The sequence below is a fragment of the Salinimonas profundi genome (assembly GCF_014750655.1).
Lineage (GTDB): Bacteria > Pseudomonadota > Gammaproteobacteria > Enterobacterales > Alteromonadaceae > Alteromonas > Alteromonas profundi_A.
On sequence record NZ_JABBXD010000012.1, the window covers coordinates 47,034 to 67,163 of the forward strand.

Consider the following 20,130-nt stretch of genomic DNA (forward strand, 5'->3'; position numbering starts at 1 on the left):
AAAAAAAGGGCGTTTTAACGCCCTTTTTATTTCACTGCAATATTCTTAGTGGTCGTTGCCGCTACCAGGGCCATGGGCATGACCATGCTCAATCTCTTCCTGCGTCGGCTCGCGAACTTCGATCACTTCGACTTCAAATTTCAGTGGCACGCCAGCAAGTGGATGGTTACCATCTACCACAACGTGATCGTCAGCCACATCAATAATCATTACTGATTGTTCGCCCTGTTCAGTGGTTGCTCTGAAGGACATGCCAACCTCAACGTCCATGCCATCGAACATATCTTTTGGCACTTGCTGTACCAGTTCGTCCATACGCTGACCATATGCCTGTTCTGGCGCAATATCGACTTCAAATTTTTCGCCTTGCTCTTTATTCTGCAAAGCATCTTCTAACCCTTCAATTAAGAAGCGCTTACCTAACATTACCGTCAATGGCTGCTTACCTTCAGAAGAGTCAAGCTGGGTGCCATCTTCTGCTGATACGGTGTAGTGGATAGATACTACGCTCTCGGGTGTAATTGTCATAAATATACCTAATCAATGTTGACAGCCAGGCTGTCGTGAATTTTGCGCGTTCACCCGATTAGGAGCGGCCACGCACGTTATTTGTTTCCTGTTCGACAGAATAGGGCAGAGACTGGCACGAGAATGTTGGCGACGTGGTGTCCTTGATTCTGAACACATCTTCGTCGCGGGTATCGTTATTCAGCACTGCCATTAACCAGGTTTCGTCGCCCAGTACAGCGCGACGTATAATCGAACCGCCGCGGCGCCAGTTTTCACCAAGCTGTTTCTCCACCAATGAATCTGCTTTCACAGACAACGATTCCGGTACGCAAAATACATAGGCAGCCCGTTTGTTCTTGCCCAGGTAGCGTGTCCGAGCAACGACTTCCTGCCCCATGTAACAGCCTTTGCCAAAATCAATCGCATTCAAAGCCTGAACATTCATCATTTGGGGCACAAACTCATTCACATTGTCATCGGATACGTCCGGAATACCGGCGCGAATATGTAATGCCTCGCTGACATTTTCATCGTAGTGATGAATGTCAGCATCCGCTAATGATTTGCTCAGAGACGCTGCGGCCTCATTGGTCAGAATCAGATGATAGACTGCATCGTCAAAATCTGTCGATATCACCGCGCCATCGTCGTTACTTACACAGTTTAACGAAGAAGAAGGTACACTATCAAACCGGCCGGCTATCCACGCCTCTACAGCTTGCCCACGGGCGATAAATTGCCGGAAGCTATCACTGCTATCAACAATATCTGTTTTGGAAAAAACACCGTATTTATTCAGCTGCGCCAGCGTCATTGCCAGCGATGACTTATTGAGTGACAAGCCGATGCCATCCTGTAAACGCAGGACTAGTGGCAAAGACCAGGCTTTCCCCTTGAAATCACAGTGGGCCGCTCGTCTGGCCTGGCTGGATTGTAAGGATGGAATGTCAATGGTCAGTTGCCCCTGTAAAAAGGTATCACTGTCTGGTCCATTGAGGGTAATGAGCCCGGATCGGGTCAGCTCACAGTAAAAATCAGTTTCTATATCGCCGATTGTCGCCGGTAAAGTCATAGCTACCCTGTATTCACTAAATCTGATGAGAATTAAGGTTGGGTCTGAATTGCAATTCCCAAGGGTAAATCTCTTAAAATCAGTAAAAAGGTCAGTGCTTCGGGCTAATTCACCATGTTATGATACGCCGCAGTATTTAATCAGTTACTGGTCGTTTATGTTTTCACCTAAAAGATATGCCCGCCTGAAATGGGCGTGCCGCCGCGGCATGCTAGAACTGGACGTATTGTTTCTGCCTTTCGTTGAAACCGGATTTCATGATCTGAGTGAAGAGGAAAAGGAAACCTTTGAGAAACTGCTTACCTGTGATGACCCTGATTTATTCGCCTGGTTCATGGGACATCAGTCTTGTCCTGAGCCGGAACTGGCAAACATGGTCGAGCACATTCTGGGCCGTGTCAAAGTATAAGGCACAAATCAGACCCGGGCGCTTGCGGCGCCTGCGACCAGTGGGAATTGCACTGGTTGCACTGCTAGTATTGTGCAGTGCCAGTGATATGTTCTGGTCCTATTTCAGCAACACTGCGCCGATTATTTTCACCAGTGTGATTGTGCTAATTGCCGTTTGCTTTTCTCTTTTTAACGGCGGCCGACGAACTGCACAGAAAACGGTGCCTGCGTTTATTTTGTTCGATGATACCGGGAAGTGGTATCAGGGCGAGCAGGAAGCGGAGCTGGCCGACCAGTCTCCCTGGCAATTAACGCGGGAGGCAAGGATAACGCCATGGGGTGTCTACCTGCATTTAATTGATGCTGACGGTCAGCATCACAATCAATGGATTCTTCACGATGAGCTGCCTGAACGAGATTATCGCCGGCTGGTACGTACCATCGGTTTACTCGCGCAGCACCAGCCGGATTTTCAACTATGAGCTTTCTAAAACTTATTTCTTCGGCGATTCTGCAACGCGCTGATCGCGTTCGTCTGACCCAGTTTAAACCGCCAGCATTACCAAGCTGTGAGTATTCTCAGGAACATCAGATTAGTAAACGACATTATCAGCAATACTGTGAGCAAATCGGGTGGGGTGATCAGGGAACCCTTCACCCATGCTACATTCAGATGCTCAGCACCCCATTACAAATAAAATGTCTGACAACACCGAACAGTCCTTTTCCGTTAATGGGGTTGGTACATAAAGCAAACAGCATTGAGCAATCCCGGTTACTTGATGTAGAGAGCCCCTTTACTGCGTATGCCAGTTACGTTGCCATCAGAGCGCATGCCCGCGGGTGGGAATTCGATATCGTTGTCACGGCCAGACAGCAGCGACAGCAGGTGTATAAAGCCGTGGCGACTTACCTTGTCAAAGCCAAAGCGCCTCATGTTGAACCCAGAAAACGAAAGTCCGGGCGTCAGCCATTTGCGCTGCCTGAAACGGCGGCCAAGCAAGCTGATTTTACTGCAGGGGCGGCACAGGGACGTCAGTATGCCCGGCTATCTGGTGACTACAATCCCATCCACCTGAGCCACTCAACAGCCGCCATTTTCGGCTTTAAGCGTGCCATAGCACATGGTATGTGGACGCTGGCCAGGTCAGTAAGCCAGTGCGCGCAGTTGTCTAATGCGGCAACAGGTCTACAGGTAGATGCCTCATTCTTGCGTCCGGTAACGCTCCCGTCAACGGTCAGTTGTTATCTTGCAGACCATGAAAATGACAACAATTTTTATGTGGTCAGTGAAAAAAAGGATACGCCGCATTTAATCGGGCGCATCCGAATTTCAGACGATTAAAGCCCCAGATCGCCCGGTAAGTGTTGGGTCTGACTTTTAGATGGGGCCAATACTGTCGGCGTGGGATGGTCGGCGGTTTCCGGGTAATCGAGGTTAAAATGAAGACCACGACTTTCCTTGCGCTGCATCGCGCAGCGGACGATGAGCTCAGCCACCGTGACCAGATTTCGTAGCTCCAGAAGATTGTTGGATACCCTGAAATGGGCATAGTATTCCTGAATTTCCTGCTCTAGCAGCGTGATGCGGCGCAGCGCGCGCTCCAGCCGTTTGTTAGTGCGCACAATACCCACGTAGTCCCACATGAAAAGCCGCAGCTCGTGCCAGTTGTGCTGGATAATAACTTCTTCATCCGAATTGCTGACCTGACTTTCATCCCAGGGCGCGATAGCTTCCTGTTCGCTGAAGTCGTCCAGCCGGCTTAAAATATGCTCAGCAGCAGATGAGGCATATACCACACATTCAAGTAACGAGTTTGATGCCATGCGATTAGCACCGTGCAGTCCGGTGTAAGCTACCTCGCCGATGGCGTACACGTTGTCCAAATCCGTTTTCGCATTGAAGTCTGTCATTACCCCACCACAACTATAATGTGCAGCAGGAACAACGGGAATTGGCTCACGCGTGATATCGATGCCCAGGGCCCGGCAGCGCCGATAAATATTAGGGAAATGCTTAACAATGAAGTCGGCAGGCTTGTGGCTGATGTCAAGATACATGCAGTCCTCACCCAGGCGCTTCATCTCAAAGTCGATGGCACGTGCCACAATATCTCGTGGTGCTAAATCCCCGCGCTCATCAAAATTGTGCATAAACCGGGTGCCATTGGCATGACACAGTTGCGCACCTTCGCCACGTAACGCTTCGCTGATCAGAAAGTTGCGCGCCTGTGGATGATATAAACAGGTAGGATGAAACTGATTGAATTCCATATTGGCGACACGACAGCCGGCGCGCCATGCCATAGCAATGCCATCGCCACTGGACACATCAGGGTTAGACGTGTACTGATACACTTTACTTCCGCCGCCGGTGGCCAGTGCGATATAGCGGGCGCGAATCACTTCCACGTGTTCACGCTGACGATTCCACACGTAGCACCCTGTACAATGATCATCCTGCTGAGATGACTTTATCAGGTCTATTGCGTTGTATCGTTCAAAAAAATGAATGTTGGGATGATTGGAAACGGCATCATTCAGGGTAATCTGCAGTGCTTCACCCGTCGCATCAGCGGCGTGAAGGATGCGACGATGGCTGTGACCGCCTTCGCGGGTGAGGTGAAAGCGCTCCTCACCTTTGTCATTTTGTTCTTTATCAAACGGTACGCCGTAACCGATAAGCCAGGTCAGCGCGTCTTTCGCGCGGGACGTGGTAAAGCGTACTGCGGCTTCATCGCACAAGCCCGCACCGGCATCTAACGTATCGGCAACATGAGCATCAACTGAATCCTGCTCATCAAAAACGGCCGCAATACCCCCTTGCGCATATCGGGTAGACCCTTCATTGCGATCGCTTTTGCTCAAAACGATAACATTACAGTGGTCCGCAAGGCGCAGGGCGAGGCTTAATCCGGCGGCGCCGCTTCCGATAATAAGTACATCACACTGATGCTCAATAGCCTGAGAATCTGTGGAAGGTAGTGAAGATGTCACTGATTTCATGTATTTTAGCGGGTAATAATAGTGCTAAGGTCCGGCAAGTCTAAAGGATAGGCGGTAAAACACAATGCCCTTATCCGCAATGAAACGGTGAATATCGCAAAAATTCATCGATGAACCGAACTTTTACAGGCAGCCATAGTCTACTTTGTGCTTGTGTGAGCTATGACGTGGTTGAAGTTAAGGAGAAATGGCTCGGATGAGCGAGCAGATAACCGATCAGCAGATTGTGGAAAAAGTACAGAGCGGCGATAAGAACGCTTTTAATCTTTTGGTAACCCGGTATCAGCATAAGGTGATGCACTTAGTGTCGCGCTATGTGAAAAATACCGGAGATGTGGCTGACGTCACGCAGGATGCATTTATTAAAGCATACCGTGCACTTCCCAATTTTCGGGGAGATAGTGCATTTTATACCTGGCTTTACCGAATTGCCGTTAACAGCGCCAAGAATTATTTAGTGGCGCAGGGCAGAAAGCCGCCTGCAAATGATGTCGACGCAGAAGAAGCAGACTATTATGAAGGAAGTGACGCGCTTAAAGAGCAATCCACGCCTGAGCGTAGCCTGCTGTCCAGTGAGATTGAAAGTACCTTATTCAAAGTGGTGGAAAAACTTCCCGATGACTTAAGAATGGCGATTACCCTGCGCGAAATCGAAGGAATGAGCTATGAAGAAATAGCCAATGTGATGGATTGTCCGGTGGGTACGGTTCGTTCCAGAATATTCCGGGCGCGTGAGGCAATAGACAAAGTAATAAAACCCTTGTTAGAAAATTGAACTTTCGTAAAATGAGTCGGACTAACAAGCTGTGGTAGAGTGTTACTCGATCATCAATTGATCAGGATTTTAAATATGACGCAACAGCAAGAAAAAGTGTCAGCCTTTATGGATGGCGAGATAGACAGCAGTGAAATTCTGGATGCGCTGAAAAACGATCCCGAACTTCAGGGTCAGTGGCAGCGTTATCATGTCATTCGCAGTGGACTTCGTAAGGAAGCCTCGGTTGCGCCACAGCTTGATATCACCAGCCAGGTTGCCGCCGCACTAGACAACGAGCCTACGGTGATGGCACCTAAGCGCTCTGGTTGGCGCAAAATGTTTTCCGGCAGTGTTACGCCGTTTGCGCGTCAGTCTGGCCAGTTAGCGGTTGCAGCATCAGTGGCGATGGCAGTAATTTTGGGTGTGCAGCAGTTCAATCAGCCCGATCAGGTTAATTCGCCGACGGGTGGGGCAACGCCGTTAATTGGTACGCCTGGTGGCCTGGCGCCAGTTAGTCTGGAGCAGTCCAGACCGGTATCGCGCACTGACATGGCGACCATGATGGAGAAAAAGCGGAAAATTAACGCGCTAATCTCTGATCATGAACAGCAGGTTAAATTGAAACAGGCTAAGCAGGATGATAATCAGGCGAAGCGTGAGCAACAGTAATTAGAATTAATGATAAAAATGTTGAATAACAGGGTAGCTGTGCAGGATGTGCAGCTACCCTTTGTATTTAAGCGGTGTCTGTTAGCCGGTTTAATCTCCGCTTTCGTTATTTCCTCAGGCGCATATGCTCAGCAGGCCTCCGACGGCACTATTGATCAAGAAGAGTCTGAATCAGCCGCACAATCACTGGAAAGACAAAGCGAAGAAGTCAAACAGGATGAAGAAGCGGCCAGAACAGCCACGCATTGGCTTAAGCAGCTTGCCGAAACGGTTTCTGAGCAGAATTTTCAGGTATCTTTTGTGGTAACCCGAATGGGTCAGGAAACCACTCCCTATTTATGGCGCCATGCTGTGATGGATGATGGCACCAGCATGGAACAACTGAATTTACAAAACGGGCCGGGTCAGGAACAAATTCGGGTGGGTAACACCGTCAGTGTATTTGAACCTGACTCACAGCCTTACAGTGTAAACTCCGGTGCGATTCATGGTCCTATCCCCTCAGCGTTACTGTATAATCCTGAGTCACTAAAAGCGGCTTACAAATTTGTTACGGTGGGGCGTGCCAGGGTGTCAGGGCGCACTGCGCAACAGCTTCGGGTAATCAGCCGGGATAACTCGCGCTTCAGCTATCAGATGTGGCTGGATGAAAGCAGCGGGATGTTACTTAAGTTCAATACACTGGATTTGCAAGGCAGTGTACTGGAGCAAATACAGGTCACGTCACTGACGTTGTCCGAAGCGCCTCACCCGTATTTTGCCAAGGTTAATAAGGCCAGTCTGCCACAACCAATGGCGACCCGCGATGGTGAAACGCCTACCCACAACTGGGAGCTGGGCTATCTGCCACAGGGAATGAAAAAGGTGAAGCAGGATGTTCGTCGCTTGCCCGGTACAGGACAGGTTGTAGAATATAAAATGCTAAGTGATGGCCTCGTGGACGTGTCTGTGTACGTGCAAAGTGCCAGACAGGCGTTGGGCAGCGATGTTGCATTGCGGCACGAGCTGAATACATTTTTAAGCGTAAATAATGGCAATGTGCAGATAACCGTGGTGGGTGAAATTCCGCTACCTACGGCTACCGCCATCGCACAATCGCTAACGGTGACAAATCCATAGTCATGATTACTGAAACTGCAACAGTGCTTGCTGTCGATGGCGATAAAGTGACGCTTGAGGCAGCCATTAAATCAACCTGCTCAACGTGTCAGGCCCAGTCTGATTGCGGTTCGGGTGTGATTTCTCGTGCGCTGGCTCCCAGAATGCAACAGATTACGCTTACCAGCCCCGTGCCGGTGAAAGTGGGTGACCAAGTGAAGGTAGGGATCCCCGAGGCGGGTATTTTGGGGGCATCGCTATGGTTGTATCTCATGCCACTGTTATTGTTTGTGATATCGGCGGGGGTGCTTCACAGTGTCTTTTCATCATCTTCTACCTGGGGTGAGCTGATTACTATTGCAGGCAGTGTTGCTACAACGAGCGTCGGATTTGTGATGATATCAGGGCATTTGAAGCGCGGTGATCAGACCCGTTTTACCCCTGTGTTGCTCTCTGTCATTACACCGGCATCTGTGAAAAACGCCGCCAGCTAACGGTGCCGATGGTATTTTCGTCGGTTCGCTTTCCGACTTATTCGCTTTTCCCCGCAGAAATAGGTAAAATCCGCTCGCTTTGCGTCTTTCCTTGCACTTATCCGTAAAGGCCACGACGCCCGATCCGTTTTGCTCAGGCAAAGTATTTATAACGTTTTGACTTATTGCAGGTAACTTCCAGCATTATGCAACATTCGCACATACGTAATTTCAGTATCATCGCCCACATTGACCATGGTAAATCTACGCTTTCTGACCGTCTTATTCAGGTTTGTGGCGGCCTGACCAACCGTGAAATGGCCGAACAGGTTCTGGACTCAATGGATTTGGAGCGGGAACGGGGCATTACCATAAAGGCACAGAGTGTAACGCTGAACTACACGGCTAAAAACGGCGAAACGTATCAGCTGAATTTCATCGATACGCCCGGACACGTTGATTTTTCCTATGAGGTTTCTCGCTCACTGAAGGCGTGTGAAGGCGCATTATTGGTGGTCGATGCAGGCCAGGGCGTTGAGGCACAGACGCTGGCTAATTGTTACACCGCTTTTGATATGGATCTGGAAGTGGTACCTATCCTGAACAAGATAGATCTGCCACAGGCTGAACCTGACCGCGTCGCTGAAGAGATTGAAGATATTGTTGGCATTGATGCGATTGATGCGGTGCGCTGCTCTGCAAAAACCGGGATTGGCGTTGAGGATGTACTGGAAGAGATTGTCAAACGTATTCCCCCTCCTGTCGGCGATCGCGACAAACCGTTAAAAGCATTGATTGTCGATTCCTGGTTCGATAATTATCAGGGCGTGGTGTCACTGGTAAGAATTATGGAAGGTGAGTTAAACGCCAAAGAAAAAATCCAGATTATGTCTAACGGTCAGACACACCAGGTCGACAAAATTGGCATATTCACGCCCAAGCAGACCGAAACCGGTGTGCTCAGAGCGGGGGAAGTTGGCTATATCATCGCAGGTATTAAAGACATTCAGGGTGCGCCGGTAGGCGATACCATTACCACGGCGAAGAACCCGGCCAAAGAAATGCTGACTGGATTTAAAAAAGTGAAACCACAGGTGTATGCCGGTGTTTTCCCTGTCAGTTCGGATGACTATGAAGATTTTCGCGATGCGTTGAGTAAGCTGAGCCTGAACGATGCGTCACTGTTCTACGAACCAGAAAGCTCTGCCGCTTTAGGATTTGGCTTTCGTATCGGTTTTCTGGGTATGCTCCACATGGAGATTGTCCAGGAGCGACTTGAACGTGAATACGATCTGGATTTGATCACTACCGCACCAACGGTAATCTATGAAGTGCTGACAACAAAAGGTGAAACCATCACCGTTGACAGCCCATCAAAATTGCCGGCGGTTAATGATATTGAAGAGATTCGCGAGCCAATCGTGGAGGCCAATATCCTGGTGCCGCAGGAGTATCTGGGTAACGTAATTACATTATGTGTAGAAAAGCGCGGTACGCAGACCAACATGGGCTATCACGGCAACCAGGTCGCGTTAACCTATGAGCTGCCGATGGCCGAAGTGGTGCTGGATTTCTTTGACAGATTAAAATCCACCAGTCGCGGATTTGCCTCACTGGACTACAACTTTAAGCGATTCCATGGCTCAGATATGGTGCGTGTGGATATCTTAATAAACGGTGAGAAAGTTGACGCCCTGGCGATTATTACGCACCGCGAGAACAGCCAGGGACGTGGGCGAGAGCTGGTTGAGAAGCTGCGCGAACTTATTCCACGCCAGATGTTTGATATTGCGATTCAGGCGGCTATTGGTAATCATGTGATTGCTCGTAGCACGGTGAAGCAAATGCGTAAAAACGTTATTGCAAAATGTTACGGCGGCGACGTAAGTCGTAAGAAGAAGCTGTTGCAGAAGCAAAAAGAAGGTAAGAAAAGGATGAAGCAGGTAGGCAATGTGGAACTGCCTCAGGATGCCTTCCTTGCAGTACTGAAGGTTGGTAAATAATGGCGAACTACTTCTCGATTTTGCTGGTGGTACTGACGATTGTCACCGGTATTGTCTGGCTCCTGGATAAATTAATCTGGGCACCAAAACGAAAGGCGAAAAAAGGCGTTGCTGAAGATGATATTCCCTATTGGGTGGATACCTCTCAGCAGATTTTCCCGGTTATCGCGTTTGTATTGGTGCTTCGCTCGTTAATTTATGAACCATTTCAGATTCCATCCGGATCAATGATGCCAACCTTGCTGGTTGGGGATTTTATCCTTGTCGAGAAGTTTTCCTACGGATTGAAAGACCCGGTCTTACGTCATAAATTCCTGGAAACCGGAAAGCCTGAACGTGGCGATATCGTGGTTTTTAAATATCCACAAAATCCGAATATCGACTATATCAAGCGCGTCATCGGCCTGCCTGGTGATACTGTGGTTTATCAAAATAAGCAACTGTATATCAGGCCCAAATGCACCGGCGAGAATGCGCAGGCATGTGAAAAGTTACAGCCTGTTCCGACAGAATTTGTCAGCCGCGGTGAGTTTGTACAAAACATGGCGCAGCTTCTACGCTATGAAGAGGACCTGGGCACGGTTACGCATGATGTACTGCGTCATCCTACGCGTAATGAATTAGCATCTCGCTTTTATACGCAGCCGGGAACACGAAGTAACGAATGGCTGGTGCCTGAAGGCGAATATTTCGTGATGGGCGATAACCGCGATAATAGTCGTGACAGCCGATACTGGGGCTTTGTGCCTGATGCTAACCTGGTGGGTAAAGCAGTCGCTATCTGGATCAGTTTCGAGTTCGAACGTAGTGCTGAAGATATCATTCCAACCTGGGTTCCTACGGGCGTGCGTTTTGATCGTATAGGTGGAATTGAATAATGCAGGGCATCGACAAATATATACATTTGTCACGCGCACTGGGACATACGTTTGCTGATGAGGCGTTACTTGAACAGGCGCTCACGCACCGAAGTGCAGCCAAAACGCACAACGAGCGGTTAGAGTTTCTTGGCGATGCTATTTTAGGAATGGTGATCGCCGATACGCTTTATAAAGCGTTTCCAACTGTACCTGAAGGAAAGCTGACCCGAATGCGCTCCACACTTGTTAAGGGTGAAACCCTGGCTGAGTTGGCGAAGGAAGCGAACGTGGGTGAATTATTGCGTCTGGGGCAGGGGGAGCTGAAAAGTGGCGGGCATCGCCGAAGTTCAATCCTGGCCGATGCCATGGAAGCGATTCTGGGCGCGATTTACCTGGATGCCGGGCTGCCAAAAGTCCAGCAAGTTATTGCCAGCTTATGGGATTCCCGTATTAAAAGCCTGGATCCTAATGAACATCCAAAAGACAATAAAACCCGGTTGCAGGAATTTCTGCAGTCGCGTCGCTTGTCATTACCCGTCTATGAAGTGGTAGATATTACCGGACAGGATCACGCGCAAACATTTAATGTTAGTTGCGCCGTTGAAGAATTTAACCTGACTGTGAGCGCGACAGGTAACAGTCGCCGTAAAGCTGAGCAGCAGGCGGCCAGGCTTATGCTGGAGAAAGTTGAACATGCAGCCAAATGATATTGATACACGTTGTGGCCTGGTAGCGATTGTCGGTCGCCCGAATGTGGGTAAGTCTACGTTGCTTAACCGGTTGCTTGGTCAAAAGGTCAGTATCACATCCCGCAAGCCACAAACCACACGCCATCGGATCCTGGGCATCGACACCGAGGACGAGTATCAGGCAATTTACGTCGACACGCCGGGGCTGCACAAAGAAGAAAAACGTGCAATTAACCGTTTCATGAACCGTGCTGCGTCAAGTTCACTTGCAGAGGTCGGACTGATTCTTTTTGTGGTTGAAGGCACCCGCTGGACCGATGATGATGAGATGGTACTTAATAAAGTCAGACAGGCCGGATTGCCAGTGTTTCTGGTGATCAATAAAGTCGATAAAGTTCCTGATAAAGAGGCGCTATTTGCACAGCTGCAGCAATTATCTGAAAAGTTCGCGTTTGAACATATTGTGCCTGTAAGTGCCAAACAGGGTAAGCAGGTCGACGCGCTGCGTGATCTGGTGAAACAGAGCCTGCCGCCAAGCGAGTTTTTCTTTCCCGAAGATTATATCACTGACCGCTCCAGTCGCTTTATGGCGGCTGAAATCATCCGGGAAAAGCTCATGCGCTACACCGGTGATGAGCTGCCTTATGCCACAACGGTCGAGATTGAACAATTCAAGATGACTGATAATGGTGTGTACCGCATCAATGGCCTTATTCTGGTAGAGCGGGAAAGTCAGAAGCGTATGGTGATCGGTAAAGGTGGTCAGCATATTAAAACAATTGGCGAACAGGCTCGTATAGATATGGAGCACCTTTTTGATACTAAGGTGTTTCTTGAGTTATGGGTAAAAGTTAAACAAGGCTGGGCAGACGATGAGCGGGCGTTGCGTTCATTGGGCTATGGCGACGACAACTAAATCAAAGGAGCGATAATGGCTATTTCTGATATGCGCAGACAATATTCTGCTGGTAGCCTGAGTGAAAGTGATTTAACACCTACGCCTTTACCGCTATTTAAGCAGTGGCTGGATGATGCGATTAATGCAAGCATTCCTGATCCAACGGCGATGACCGTGGCAACCGTCAACGCTGACGGTCAGCCGTCGCAGCGGATTGTGTTATTAAAAGATGTCAGCCCCTCCGGATTTACCTTTTTTACAAATCTGGGCAGCCGCAAAGCGTCAGAGATAGAAAATAATCCCAATGTATCTTTGCATTTTCCCTGGTTCTTTATGGAGCGCCAGGTCCGTGTCAGTGGCGTGGCACATAAACTGAGTGTAAAGGAAAATGCTGCCTACTTTTTCAGCAGGCCGAAAGATTCCCAGTTAGCGGCTTATGCGTCCAGACAAAGTCAGCCGTTATCATCAAAGCAGCTATTGTTAACCCAGTTTCAACAGCTCAAGGAAAAGTTTGCAGAAAAGTCTTTGCCCATTCCTGATTTTTGGGGCGGTTTTCGGGTTGCGCCCACGCAAGTTGAATTCTGGCAAGGCGGGGAAAACCGCTTACATGATCGCTTTGAATATACCCGGCTTGAAGAGGATAACTGGCAGATTCAACGCCTGATGCCATGATTGATAGCCACTGCCACCTGGACTTCGATATTTTTGACAGTGACCTGCATCAGATCATCGAAGATGCAAAAGCAGCAGGGGTGTCGCGATTTTTGATACCCGGTACTACGCCTGACGGCTGGCAACGGCAACTCACGCTAAAGCAAAAGTATCCCTACATTGATATCGCACTGGGGTTGCACCCGTACTTTCCTGACACGCTTATCGACAGACATATTGATACCCTTGAAGCGGTGCTGGCTGACAACCAGCAGCAGGTCGTCGCGTTGGGAGAGATAGGGCTGGACAGCACTGTCGAAATCGCAATGGCGCAACAGGAGCGTATGTTGTGTGCGCAACTTGAGCTGGCTCAAACGTTACATCTGCCTGTTATCCTTCACCACAGAAAGACACATCACCTGTTGCTCAAACATATCAATGCGCTTAATTTTAAAGAAGGCGGCGTAATCCACGCATTTTCCGGCAGTGAGCAGGTTGCCAGAGATTATATCGATCGCGGTTTTTATCTGGGGATCGGCGGCACCATAACCTATTCGCGAGCCAGTAAAACCAGAGAGGCAGTCGCATCACTGCCGTTAAGCAGCTTGTTGCTGGAAACAGATGCGCCGGATATGCCCTTGTGCGGCTATCAGGGCGAGCGAAATACGCCAGCGAAGGTGAGCCTGGTCGCGCAGACACTTGCGCAGCTTCACGATACCAGTATTGACCACATTAGTGAGATCACCGACGGTAATTATCGACGCCTGTTTTGCTCTGAGGGGAATGAAGGAGAGCGGCCCAGCGCATGATAGCGGGCTTTGATTACCGGGCGAAGTTTGTAAAATGATCGGGCAAGATAAATACCGACGACAAATCCAACGATGCAGATTGTCAGCATAAGAAGCCATTGTGCTGAGTGAAGCATGCCTGGTCCCCGCTCATCAGTCTTGTGATGGGTCAATACCCGGATATAACCTAATACAGAGCCCGCATCATTTCGTATATCCTGAACATGGGTTACTGCCGGACCAGTCTGAGACACCAGAGAACTTAACCTGTCCTGCGGGGCAATCTGAACGCCCCGACTATCAAAGACGCCTGCCTGCAGAACCCGATCGTCTGAGGTAAGTACGTTAAGTGCCGCGTTCAGTGCAGCATTATCTTCATTTTGCATGACCGGACTGAGCAGTCGCGCGTACTGCTGCGTCAGCAGCTCACCCGGAGAGCGTTGCTGATCCCTGATCCATGCTTGCTGGAAATCCCGGTACTCTAATGCAGTGAATACGCATAACGCTATAAGGCTCAATACAATCATGATATGCATGAACCGCTTTACCGCATGATAGCCACTGATTGCTTCTGGCTGCGCCCGACGACTTTGAGGGGCAGGACTCTGGCTAATAATAGTTTCACCCTATACAACAAATATCTTTTCATTCTATGTCATTAAATGAAAATTCCAACATTATTTCCCTTCTAATCACCTTAATGTACGATAGCGCTCTGTTTACTATCAATCAGGACACGCCGTGACCACATTGGTTATCAATGCTTCGCAGCACTATCAGAGCCAGTTTTTACTTGAGAGTTTTCAAAATCGTGCATTTCTCACCTACTGTGATGGCCTTTGGCAGCGGGATAATCAGCCGCAGTGTCAGCACAATGCCAGCGTGCTTACAATATGGGGACAGGCACTTACCTTTTATCAACTGGAGGGGGTGATCCGCGACCTCAGTGATGTCGCAACTGTGGGCGACCTGTCTCGCCATCTTTTTTGTACCACCTTTGGTGAAACAGTATTACACGGTAAGGTAACTGTGAAAGATGCCAGCCTGCTGTCACAGCGTCTGGATGAAATCTCCCGCGCTTATCACGTCGACATTGCCGTGCAGAATGAACAGCCACGTCTTGAGGAGCCGGGACTTCTGGTCATGGATATGGACAGTACGGTCATTCAGATTGAGTGTATTGATGAAATAGCCAAGCTTGCCGGTAAGGGCGAGGCGGTTCAGGCTGTCACCGCTAAAGCAATGCGCGGTGAACTGGATTTTAACGAAAGTCTGATCAGTCGCGTGGACTGTCTTAAAGGTGTGCCTGTTGCGCAACTGGAGCAAATCAGAAATAACATTCCGCTTATGCCGGGCGTCCAGTTATTGATTCGCGAACTGAAGCTTCGCAACTGGCACATCGCCATTGCTTCTGGCGGATTCACTTACTTTGCTGATTATCTGAAAACACGGTTGGGCCTGAGTGCTGCGTTTTCTAACGTGCTGGAGACAGCGGATGGTCAACTGACCGGTAAAGTCATTGGCGACATCGTCAATGCCGAGGTAAAAGCACAAAAAGTCATTGAGCTGGCATCGCAGTATCACATTGATACGCCGCAATGTGTTGCGATGGGAGATGGCGCAAACGATTTAAAAATGATGGAAAAAGCCGGATTGGGTGTCGCCTGTCATGCTAAGCCCGTTGTTAACGAAAAGGCAGATACCGCCATCCGTTTTGGTGGTCTCCATAGCTTGCTTTATCTGCTAGCTCAATAAAGAAGCGGTGTCAGCAAAGTTACCAGCATTATGACTGTTAGCGCTTTGCTGGCGGTTTTTGCGAATAAGGGCAGGTTCAATATTGTACCTGCTGAGCACTTCATCGGTGACATCTACCAGGTGCGCACAGGCCACAATATCCCACATGAATTCTTCCAGCTCTCTGGCACGGTGAATGGCGTACATGCTGACGTAATTCATCTCAGCCTGTAGCATTTCCATATCGGGTTTTCCGGTGGTGGTTAACAGTATGTGCAGCGCGATAAACTGGCCGCGACCGATTGCTTCGTTGATAAATTTGATGCGACTTTCGTCCGTAGTGAATTTATCATCAAAACGCGGCAAAATGGCCATGCGGCTTAGCTTTTGATTGGGATCAAAGGCAATAAATAATTCCTGGCGTAATGGCAGGTGCTCAAGCTTGATTTGCTTTATGCCATGCTGGATAAACGGTGACTCCAGGTTACGGTCGCGGAACATAAACTCAAAGTTCAGCTTATCCTCAGGCGCATAGTGTGCTGCAATTTGATGGATACGATGATTATTACGTGAAGCGATTGCCGCTTGTGGCAAATAACGCACGCCTTCTTTGTTCATCGCAAAAGCCAGATTTGGGGTGTTTTTGGCGTTGATACAGCGCAGAGCATGACCAATGCCTGGTATATCTTCCTGCTCATCGTAAGTTTTCAGCGACGACTTATTCTGTTTAATGAGATCATCGAAAAAGTCCCGCGCTACTGCACCGGCCTCGCCATCGGCGGCTTTCAGGTGAATAATATTCTGTTCGCTATTTTTTGCGACTACGCGGTAACGCAAATGCATTAAATCGTAGCTTTCGGTCAGGGTCTGAAGCTTCGGAAAGGCGACGTCGATCATCGTATCCACATCACCTTCAAACGGTTGGTTGAGTTCAACGCGAAGTCCGCGTACCGAGATATCCTCACTGATACCCTTAAAAGCGGTCGCACCATCGGTAGTTGTCAGAGTGATATTCGTTCTGACCAGATAACGCTTTTCCATGCGCTGCTCGTGGTAGCGGTAGCGATAAGTGTCGATAGGCGTGGGTGGGCGATTTCGCGCATGTCCGAAAACACGAAGGTGCGGTAAATTACTTCGGTTAAATTTATACTGACTGTAATGGTGTTGCCCGCTATCGCTGGTGACATCTGTAATGTGAACAACATAGCTGAGATTTTTCAGTCGCGACATCAGGCGTGCGGAAGGCGCCTGATTCTGCCGCTTGATTTTATCACTGACATTATCGGGAATAGATAACGGCGCATGGGCCTGGTCGGGTGACATTTCCCTCATGACCAGTTTAAAGACCCGCCAGCTTACCTTTCTTGCGCCGAAGCCTAAAAACGTCGTTTTGATAACGTCCTTTGCATCCAGTTCCTGCGATGAGGCCGAATAGAAGTAGATCTTATCCTGCTGTAAATGGGTGAATGCATAGACATACAGTTCACGTTCATTTGCCTCGCGGCTGGCCAGCCATTTAAGTCTTGATGCACTGAGCAGGTAGCCAAGACGCAATGAACGCTTTTCATCAGACCAGTAGTCGGTGATATCCGTATTGATTTCATTCAGCATGGCGTATCTGGGCAGCAGTTTATCGCCGATGCTATCGATGAAAACGGGCAGGGAAGGACTGCGGGGGGATAAGAACTGCTCTGCAATTTTACTGTATACCGCGTCAATCGTATTGCTCATATTCACTTTATACCGGCGTTTATTGCCGTGGATAAAGTTTTCCAGAAACTGATCAAATGGCGTGTTCTGGATCTCTGCTGAACGTCTGAGCATCAGATACTGATGATCATTTTTATAGATCATCTTTAACACGCGATAGGTCACGCCATGCTTTTTATCCATAGCAAATTCTTCTTCCAGTCCGCGGAAGAATATTTCAATATCATCATCGACCTGAAGCGTGGTGTCTTTGCTCAGTTTAATCTGCAGCCCTTCGGTTGAAATGTCCACGCTGTTTCCGCGCCACACGCTGCCATCTTTTGCAAACACTTCAATGGTCACCGCGAAGTTCATTCGCTCCTGATTACGGCGCGCATAAGATAACAGGTTGACGACGGGGACCGTGTATTTCTCCAGTGCCATGGTTTGAGGCTGGCTCAGGCGCTGATGGGTGACCTGGCGCTGCTGTTCCTCACGTTCGCGAATGACCCTGAAATTGTTCTCAGTTTCCATCACCGATTCGTAGACACCGAAAGTGAAGCCGCCAAAGATATTCAGTTGCTCCTCAAAGGTGTCTATTGCCACTTCGTCAAGATAGTGCCGGATGCCTCTGTACTCATACAGACGACACTCACCTTTGACCTGACCGCGTAAATCAATGGAGCGCATGCACGGACGGGCCAGACGCTTCATCTCCATTTTTATCAGGAACCGACGTTCTTTAGGCAGGTGTGCTGTCAGCTCGTTTAGCCGTTTTATAAAACCAGGCTTGGTGATTACCGGCTTTAGAGCGTCGATTATGTGGGCGTATTGGCGCAGGTCTTCATTCATGGGCAGTTACAACAGTGATGTCCATCCATTTATTATCGGCAGCGCATGGAGTTTCTACAGTGATAAAATGTGTACCAGTGTTCGGCATGCAGGCGCTTTGTTATCCGTGTAGAATACTCTGAATTGTTCGTTGTGAAAATAGTTTATGGCAAAACGAAAGACCGCTTACGTATGTTCCCAGTGTGGCGCAGACTATCCACGCTGGCAGGGACAGTGCAGTGCCTGCAAAGAATGGAATACGATTACTGAATATGTTGTCTCCGCGGCGAAGACCAGTAGTGCATCGCACTCGGGCTATGCCGGCCAAACGGCGGCGCGCATTGAGAAACTCAATGAAATTGACCTGGCGGCATTGCCCCGCATTACCTCAACCTTTAAAGAACTCGACAGAGTGCTGGGTGGCGGCATTGTGCCCGGGTCTGCGATCTTAATTGGCGGATCCCCGGGCGCCGGTAAAAGTACACTGCTGCTGCAGGTAATGTGTCAGATGGCGAAGGAGCATAACGCGCTGTATGTCACCGGAGAGGAGTCATTGCAACAGGTGGCGATGCGGGCAAGCCGGCTGAACCTGCCGGATGACAAACTGATGATGCTGGCAGAAACCAATGTTGAGACTATTTGCCGGCTGGCTATCGAGCAAAAACCGAGAATCATGGTCATTGACTCTATTCAGGTCATGCATGTTGCAGATATTCAGTCAGCCCCTGGTAGTGTGTCGCAGGTACGCGAAAGTGCTGCGTATCTCACTCGCTTTGCCAAGCAAAATCATATTGCGATGTTCATTGTCGGGCACGTAACCAAAGACGGCAATCTGGCAGGCCCTAAAGTCCTGGAGCACTGTATTGACTGCTCAATGATGCTGGAAGGTGAGAGTGACGGGCGATTCAGAACGCTACGCAGCAATAAAAACCGCTTTGGCGCGGTGAATGAGCTGGGGGTTTTTGGAATGACAGAGCGTGGCTTAAAAGAAGTCAGCAATCCCTCAGCCATTTTTTTAAGCCGCGGGGAAAACCCGGCACCGGGTTCCAGTGTGATGGTTATTTGGGAAGGCACTCGTCCTTTGCTGGTGGAAATACAGGCGCTGGTGGATTATTCGCAGATGGCGAACCCGCGGCGAATTGCAGTCGGTCTTGAACAAAATCGTCTGGCTATGTTGCTGGCTGTTTTGCATCGCCACGGCAATGTTCAGATGAATGATCAGGATGTCTTTGTCAATGTGGTCGGCGGTGTGAAGGTGTCTGAAACCAGCGCGGATTTGGCGTTGCTTCTGGCAATGGTTTCCAGCTTCAGAAACCGCATTTTGCCGCGCGAATTAATCGTATTTGGCGAGGTAGGGCTGGCTGGTGAGATAAGGCCGGTGCCAAACGGAACAGAGCGCATTGCAGAGGCCGCCAAACATGGCTTCAAGCGCGCGATTGTTCCAAAAGGTAACATGCCAAAAAACCGGCTTGAAGGCATTGACGTGGTACCTGTATCACAGCTGTCTCAGGCGCTGGATGCGTTGGAATAAACGGCGTCGATAAATGCGTCCAGATCGTGCTCGTCAAATTGTGCGTCCCCGCTGTTCAGGAGCAGCAGGCGACGCAAATCTGCCAGAGACTGAAGATCAATATGATGTACTTTACAGCCCATGGCAATGGTGGGCTGGCGACTATCGGCATGCCGGTAGAGCTGCTCGATATATATTTCAATTAACGGATGATTATCGTGAGCGAGAAACTGAATAAGATAAGGTTCATGAGAATCAAAAGGCAGGGTGTTGAGCTCAGTTTCAGGGGCGCGCAAACGCAGCCCCTGCAATGAAATGTCTTCAATGATGACCGGCACACTTTCATTGCTGTGACTCAGTGTGCCATTTATATTTAATTTTATTCGCTGAAACTGCCGCTTGTCTGACATGGCATTCTCCGAGTTCTCTTCTTTTTACCTTTGTAAATCACCGTGCTACGCGGGTCAATACGAATTTTCCGGCAACTTCTCAGTAAGCGGTT

At 49.2% G+C, this 20,130-nt stretch carries 21 protein-coding genes; 15 read left to right on the forward strand and 6 right to left on the reverse strand.

The window, feature by feature from the left end:
* Window positions 1–45: 45 nt before the first annotated feature.
* Both HHX48_RS16290 and ygfZ read right to left on the reverse strand, forming a co-directional pair.
* On the reverse strand, window positions 46–528 hold the full coding sequence (locus HHX48_RS16290; protein ID WP_191026394.1) for an FKBP-type peptidyl-prolyl cis-trans isomerase: 483 nt from the start codon (window positions 526–528) through the stop codon (window positions 46–48).
* A gap of 58 nt (window positions 529–586) precedes the next feature.
* The gene (gene ygfZ / locus HHX48_RS16295) at window positions 587–1,582 is read right to left on the reverse strand and encodes a tRNA-modifying protein YgfZ (protein ID WP_191026395.1); all 996 of its coding nucleotides are present in this window, start codon (window positions 1,580–1,582) and stop codon (window positions 587–589) included.
* Between the two features lie 157 nt (window positions 1,583–1,739).
* Between ygfZ and HHX48_RS16300 the strand changes: the two genes are divergently transcribed.
* From HHX48_RS16300 to HHX48_RS16310, 3 genes are read left to right on the forward strand one after another with little or no spacing between them, the layout of a single operon-like run.
* On the forward strand, window positions 1,740–1,991 hold the full coding sequence (locus HHX48_RS16300) for an FAD assembly factor SdhE (RefSeq protein ID WP_191026396.1): 252 nt from the start codon (window positions 1,740–1,742) through the stop codon (window positions 1,989–1,991).
* Window positions 1,978–2,454, forward strand: a complete 477-nt coding sequence (locus HHX48_RS16305) for a protein YgfX (protein ID WP_191026397.1) — start codon at window positions 1,978–1,980, stop codon at window positions 2,452–2,454. Before HHX48_RS16300 ends, HHX48_RS16305 begins: the two co-directional genes overlap by 14 nt.
* Window positions 2,451–3,317 carry a MaoC family dehydratase gene (locus tag HHX48_RS16310; protein ID WP_191026398.1) on the forward strand — a complete coding sequence of 289 codons (867 nt, stop codon included), beginning with the start codon at window positions 2,451–2,453 and terminating at the stop codon, window positions 3,315–3,317. Before HHX48_RS16305 ends, HHX48_RS16310 begins: the two co-directional genes overlap by 4 nt.
* Here HHX48_RS16310 and nadB read toward each other — a convergent pair.
* Window positions 3,314–4,978 (reverse strand): L-aspartate oxidase, encoded by a 1,665-nt coding sequence (gene nadB, locus HHX48_RS16315; protein ID WP_191026399.1) that lies wholly within the window; start codon window positions 4,976–4,978, stop codon window positions 3,314–3,316. The genes HHX48_RS16310 and nadB overlap by 4 nt on opposite strands.
* Window positions 4,979–5,174: 196 nt before the next feature.
* On the opposite strand from nadB, the gene rpoE reads away from it, so the two are divergent.
* The 10 genes from rpoE to HHX48_RS16365 all read left to right on the forward strand — a co-directional run bounded on the left by rpoE (window position 5,175) and on the right by HHX48_RS16365 (window position 13,885).
* Entirely contained in the window at window positions 5,175–5,753 is a 579-nt protein-coding gene (gene rpoE, locus HHX48_RS16320; RefSeq protein WP_139755773.1) for an RNA polymerase sigma factor RpoE, read from the forward strand.
* Between the two features lie 75 nt (window positions 5,754–5,828).
* The gene (locus HHX48_RS16325) at window positions 5,829–6,404 is read left to right on the forward strand and encodes a sigma-E factor negative regulatory protein (protein WP_191026400.1); all 576 of its coding nucleotides are present in this window, start codon (window positions 5,829–5,831) and stop codon (window positions 6,402–6,404) included.
* 18 nt (window positions 6,405–6,422) lie between these two features.
* Window positions 6,423–7,523 carry a MucB/RseB C-terminal domain-containing protein gene (locus HHX48_RS16330; protein WP_223858479.1) on the forward strand — a complete coding sequence of 367 codons (1,101 nt, stop codon included), beginning with the start codon at window positions 6,423–6,425 and terminating at the stop codon, window positions 7,521–7,523.
* A 2-nt stretch (window positions 7,524–7,525) separates the two neighbouring features.
* Entirely contained in the window at window positions 7,526–7,996 is a 471-nt protein-coding gene (locus tag HHX48_RS16335; RefSeq protein ID WP_191026402.1) for a SoxR reducing system RseC family protein, read from the forward strand.
* Between the two features lie 185 nt (window positions 7,997–8,181).
* Window positions 8,182–9,978 carry a translation elongation factor 4 gene (gene lepA / locus HHX48_RS16340; protein ID WP_191026403.1) on the forward strand — a complete coding sequence of 599 codons (1,797 nt, stop codon included), beginning with the start codon at window positions 8,182–8,184 and terminating at the stop codon, window positions 9,976–9,978.
* Window positions 9,978–10,856 carry a signal peptidase I gene (lepB, locus tag HHX48_RS16345; protein WP_191026404.1) on the forward strand — a complete coding sequence of 293 codons (879 nt, stop codon included), beginning with the start codon at window positions 9,978–9,980 and terminating at the stop codon, window positions 10,854–10,856. Before lepA ends, lepB begins: the two co-directional genes overlap by 1 nt.
* Window positions 10,856–11,545, forward strand: coding sequence for a ribonuclease III (rnc, locus tag HHX48_RS16350; RefSeq protein ID WP_191026405.1), 690 nt, complete (start codon window positions 10,856–10,858; stop codon window positions 11,543–11,545). The genes lepB and rnc overlap by 1 nt, the downstream gene beginning before the upstream one ends.
* Complete coding sequence (gene era / locus HHX48_RS16355) at window positions 11,532–12,443, forward strand: GTPase Era (RefSeq protein WP_191026406.1); 912 nt, start codon at window positions 11,532–11,534, stop codon at window positions 12,441–12,443. The genes rnc and era overlap by 14 nt, the downstream gene beginning before the upstream one ends.
* A gap of 15 nt (window positions 12,444–12,458) precedes the next feature.
* On the forward strand, window positions 12,459–13,097 hold the full coding sequence (gene pdxH / locus HHX48_RS16360) for a pyridoxamine 5'-phosphate oxidase (protein ID WP_191026407.1): 639 nt from the start codon (window positions 12,459–12,461) through the stop codon (window positions 13,095–13,097).
* A complete protein-coding gene (locus tag HHX48_RS16365) occupies window positions 13,094–13,885 on the forward strand; it encodes a TatD family hydrolase (RefSeq protein WP_191026408.1) in 792 nt (263 codons plus the stop codon). Before pdxH ends, HHX48_RS16365 begins: the two co-directional genes overlap by 4 nt.
* Here the strand turns inward: HHX48_RS16365 and HHX48_RS16370 are convergent.
* The gene (locus HHX48_RS16370; RefSeq protein WP_191026409.1) at window positions 13,831–14,400 is read right to left on the reverse strand and encodes an AhpA/YtjB family protein; all 570 of its coding nucleotides are present in this window, start codon (window positions 14,398–14,400) and stop codon (window positions 13,831–13,833) included. The genes HHX48_RS16365 and HHX48_RS16370 overlap by 55 nt on opposite strands.
* A 205-nt stretch (window positions 14,401–14,605) precedes the next feature.
* On the opposite strand from HHX48_RS16370, the gene serB reads away from it, so the two are divergent.
* Window positions 14,606–15,619 (forward strand): phosphoserine phosphatase SerB, encoded by a 1,014-nt coding sequence (gene serB, locus HHX48_RS16375; protein ID WP_191026410.1) that lies wholly within the window; start codon window positions 14,606–14,608, stop codon window positions 15,617–15,619.
* On the opposite strand, the gene HHX48_RS16380 is transcribed toward serB, so the two are convergent.
* Window positions 15,608–18,139 (reverse strand): PilZ domain-containing protein, encoded by a 2,532-nt coding sequence (locus tag HHX48_RS16380; protein WP_191026411.1) that lies wholly within the window; start codon window positions 18,137–18,139, stop codon window positions 15,608–15,610. The genes serB and HHX48_RS16380 overlap by 12 nt on opposite strands.
* A 145-nt stretch (window positions 18,140–18,284) precedes the next feature.
* Here HHX48_RS16380 and radA point away from each other — a divergent pair, with 145 nt between their 5' ends.
* Window positions 18,285–19,649 (forward strand): DNA repair protein RadA, encoded by a 1,365-nt coding sequence (radA, locus tag HHX48_RS16385; protein WP_191026412.1) that lies wholly within the window; start codon window positions 18,285–18,287, stop codon window positions 19,647–19,649.
* Here the strand turns inward: radA and HHX48_RS16390 are convergent.
* The gene (locus tag HHX48_RS16390) at window positions 19,625–20,038 is read right to left on the reverse strand and encodes a PilZ domain-containing protein (RefSeq protein WP_191026413.1); all 414 of its coding nucleotides are present in this window, start codon (window positions 20,036–20,038) and stop codon (window positions 19,625–19,627) included. The genes radA and HHX48_RS16390 overlap by 25 nt on opposite strands.
* Window positions 20,039–20,130 lie beyond the last annotated feature (92 nt).

Bases quoted from the DNA above. Each gene is read 5' to 3' on its own strand.
- HHX48_RS16300 (WP_191026396.1), top strand. From the start codon at position 1,740: ATGTTTTCACCTAAAAGATATGCCCGCCTGAAATGGGCGTGCCGCCGC.
- HHX48_RS16290 (WP_191026394.1), bottom strand. From the start codon at position 528: ATGACAATTACACCCGAGAGCGTAGTATCTATCCACTACACCGTATCA.
- lepB (WP_191026404.1), top strand. From the start codon at position 9,978: ATGGCGAACTACTTCTCGATTTTGCTGGTGGTACTGACGATTGTCACC.
- rpoE (WP_139755773.1), top strand. From the start codon at position 5,175: ATGAGCGAGCAGATAACCGATCAGCAGATTGTGGAAAAAGTACAGAGC.
- HHX48_RS16390 (WP_191026413.1), bottom strand. From the start codon at position 20,038: ATGTCAGACAAGCGGCAGTTTCAGCGAATAAAATTAAATATAAATGGC.
- ygfZ (WP_191026395.1), bottom strand. From the start codon at position 1,582: ATGACTTTACCGGCGACAATCGGCGATATAGAAACTGATTTTTACTGT.
- HHX48_RS16330 (WP_223858479.1), top strand. From the start codon at position 6,423: ATGTTGAATAACAGGGTAGCTGTGCAGGATGTGCAGCTACCCTTTGTA.
- nadB (WP_191026399.1), bottom strand. From the start codon at position 4,978: ATGAAATCAGTGACATCTTCACTACCTTCCACAGATTCTCAGGCTATT.
- HHX48_RS16335 (WP_191026402.1), top strand. From the start codon at position 7,526: ATGATTACTGAAACTGCAACAGTGCTTGCTGTCGATGGCGATAAAGTG.
- radA (WP_191026412.1), top strand. From the start codon at position 18,285: ATGGCAAAACGAAAGACCGCTTACGTATGTTCCCAGTGTGGCGCAGAC.
- HHX48_RS16380 (WP_191026411.1), bottom strand. From the start codon at position 18,139: ATGAATGAAGACCTGCGCCAATACGCCCACATAATCGACGCTCTAAAG.
- era (WP_191026406.1), top strand. From the start codon at position 11,532: ATGCAGCCAAATGATATTGATACACGTTGTGGCCTGGTAGCGATTGTC.
- HHX48_RS16310 (WP_191026398.1), top strand. From the start codon at position 2,451: ATGAGCTTTCTAAAACTTATTTCTTCGGCGATTCTGCAACGCGCTGAT.
- rnc (WP_191026405.1), top strand. From the start codon at position 10,856: ATGCAGGGCATCGACAAATATATACATTTGTCACGCGCACTGGGACAT.
- HHX48_RS16325 (WP_191026400.1), top strand. From the start codon at position 5,829: ATGACGCAACAGCAAGAAAAAGTGTCAGCCTTTATGGATGGCGAGATA.
- HHX48_RS16370 (WP_191026409.1), bottom strand. From the start codon at position 14,400: ATGCATATCATGATTGTATTGAGCCTTATAGCGTTATGCGTATTCACT.
- HHX48_RS16365 (WP_191026408.1), top strand. From the start codon at position 13,094: ATGATTGATAGCCACTGCCACCTGGACTTCGATATTTTTGACAGTGAC.
- pdxH (WP_191026407.1), top strand. From the start codon at position 12,459: ATGGCTATTTCTGATATGCGCAGACAATATTCTGCTGGTAGCCTGAGT.
- lepA (WP_191026403.1), top strand. From the start codon at position 8,182: ATGCAACATTCGCACATACGTAATTTCAGTATCATCGCCCACATTGAC.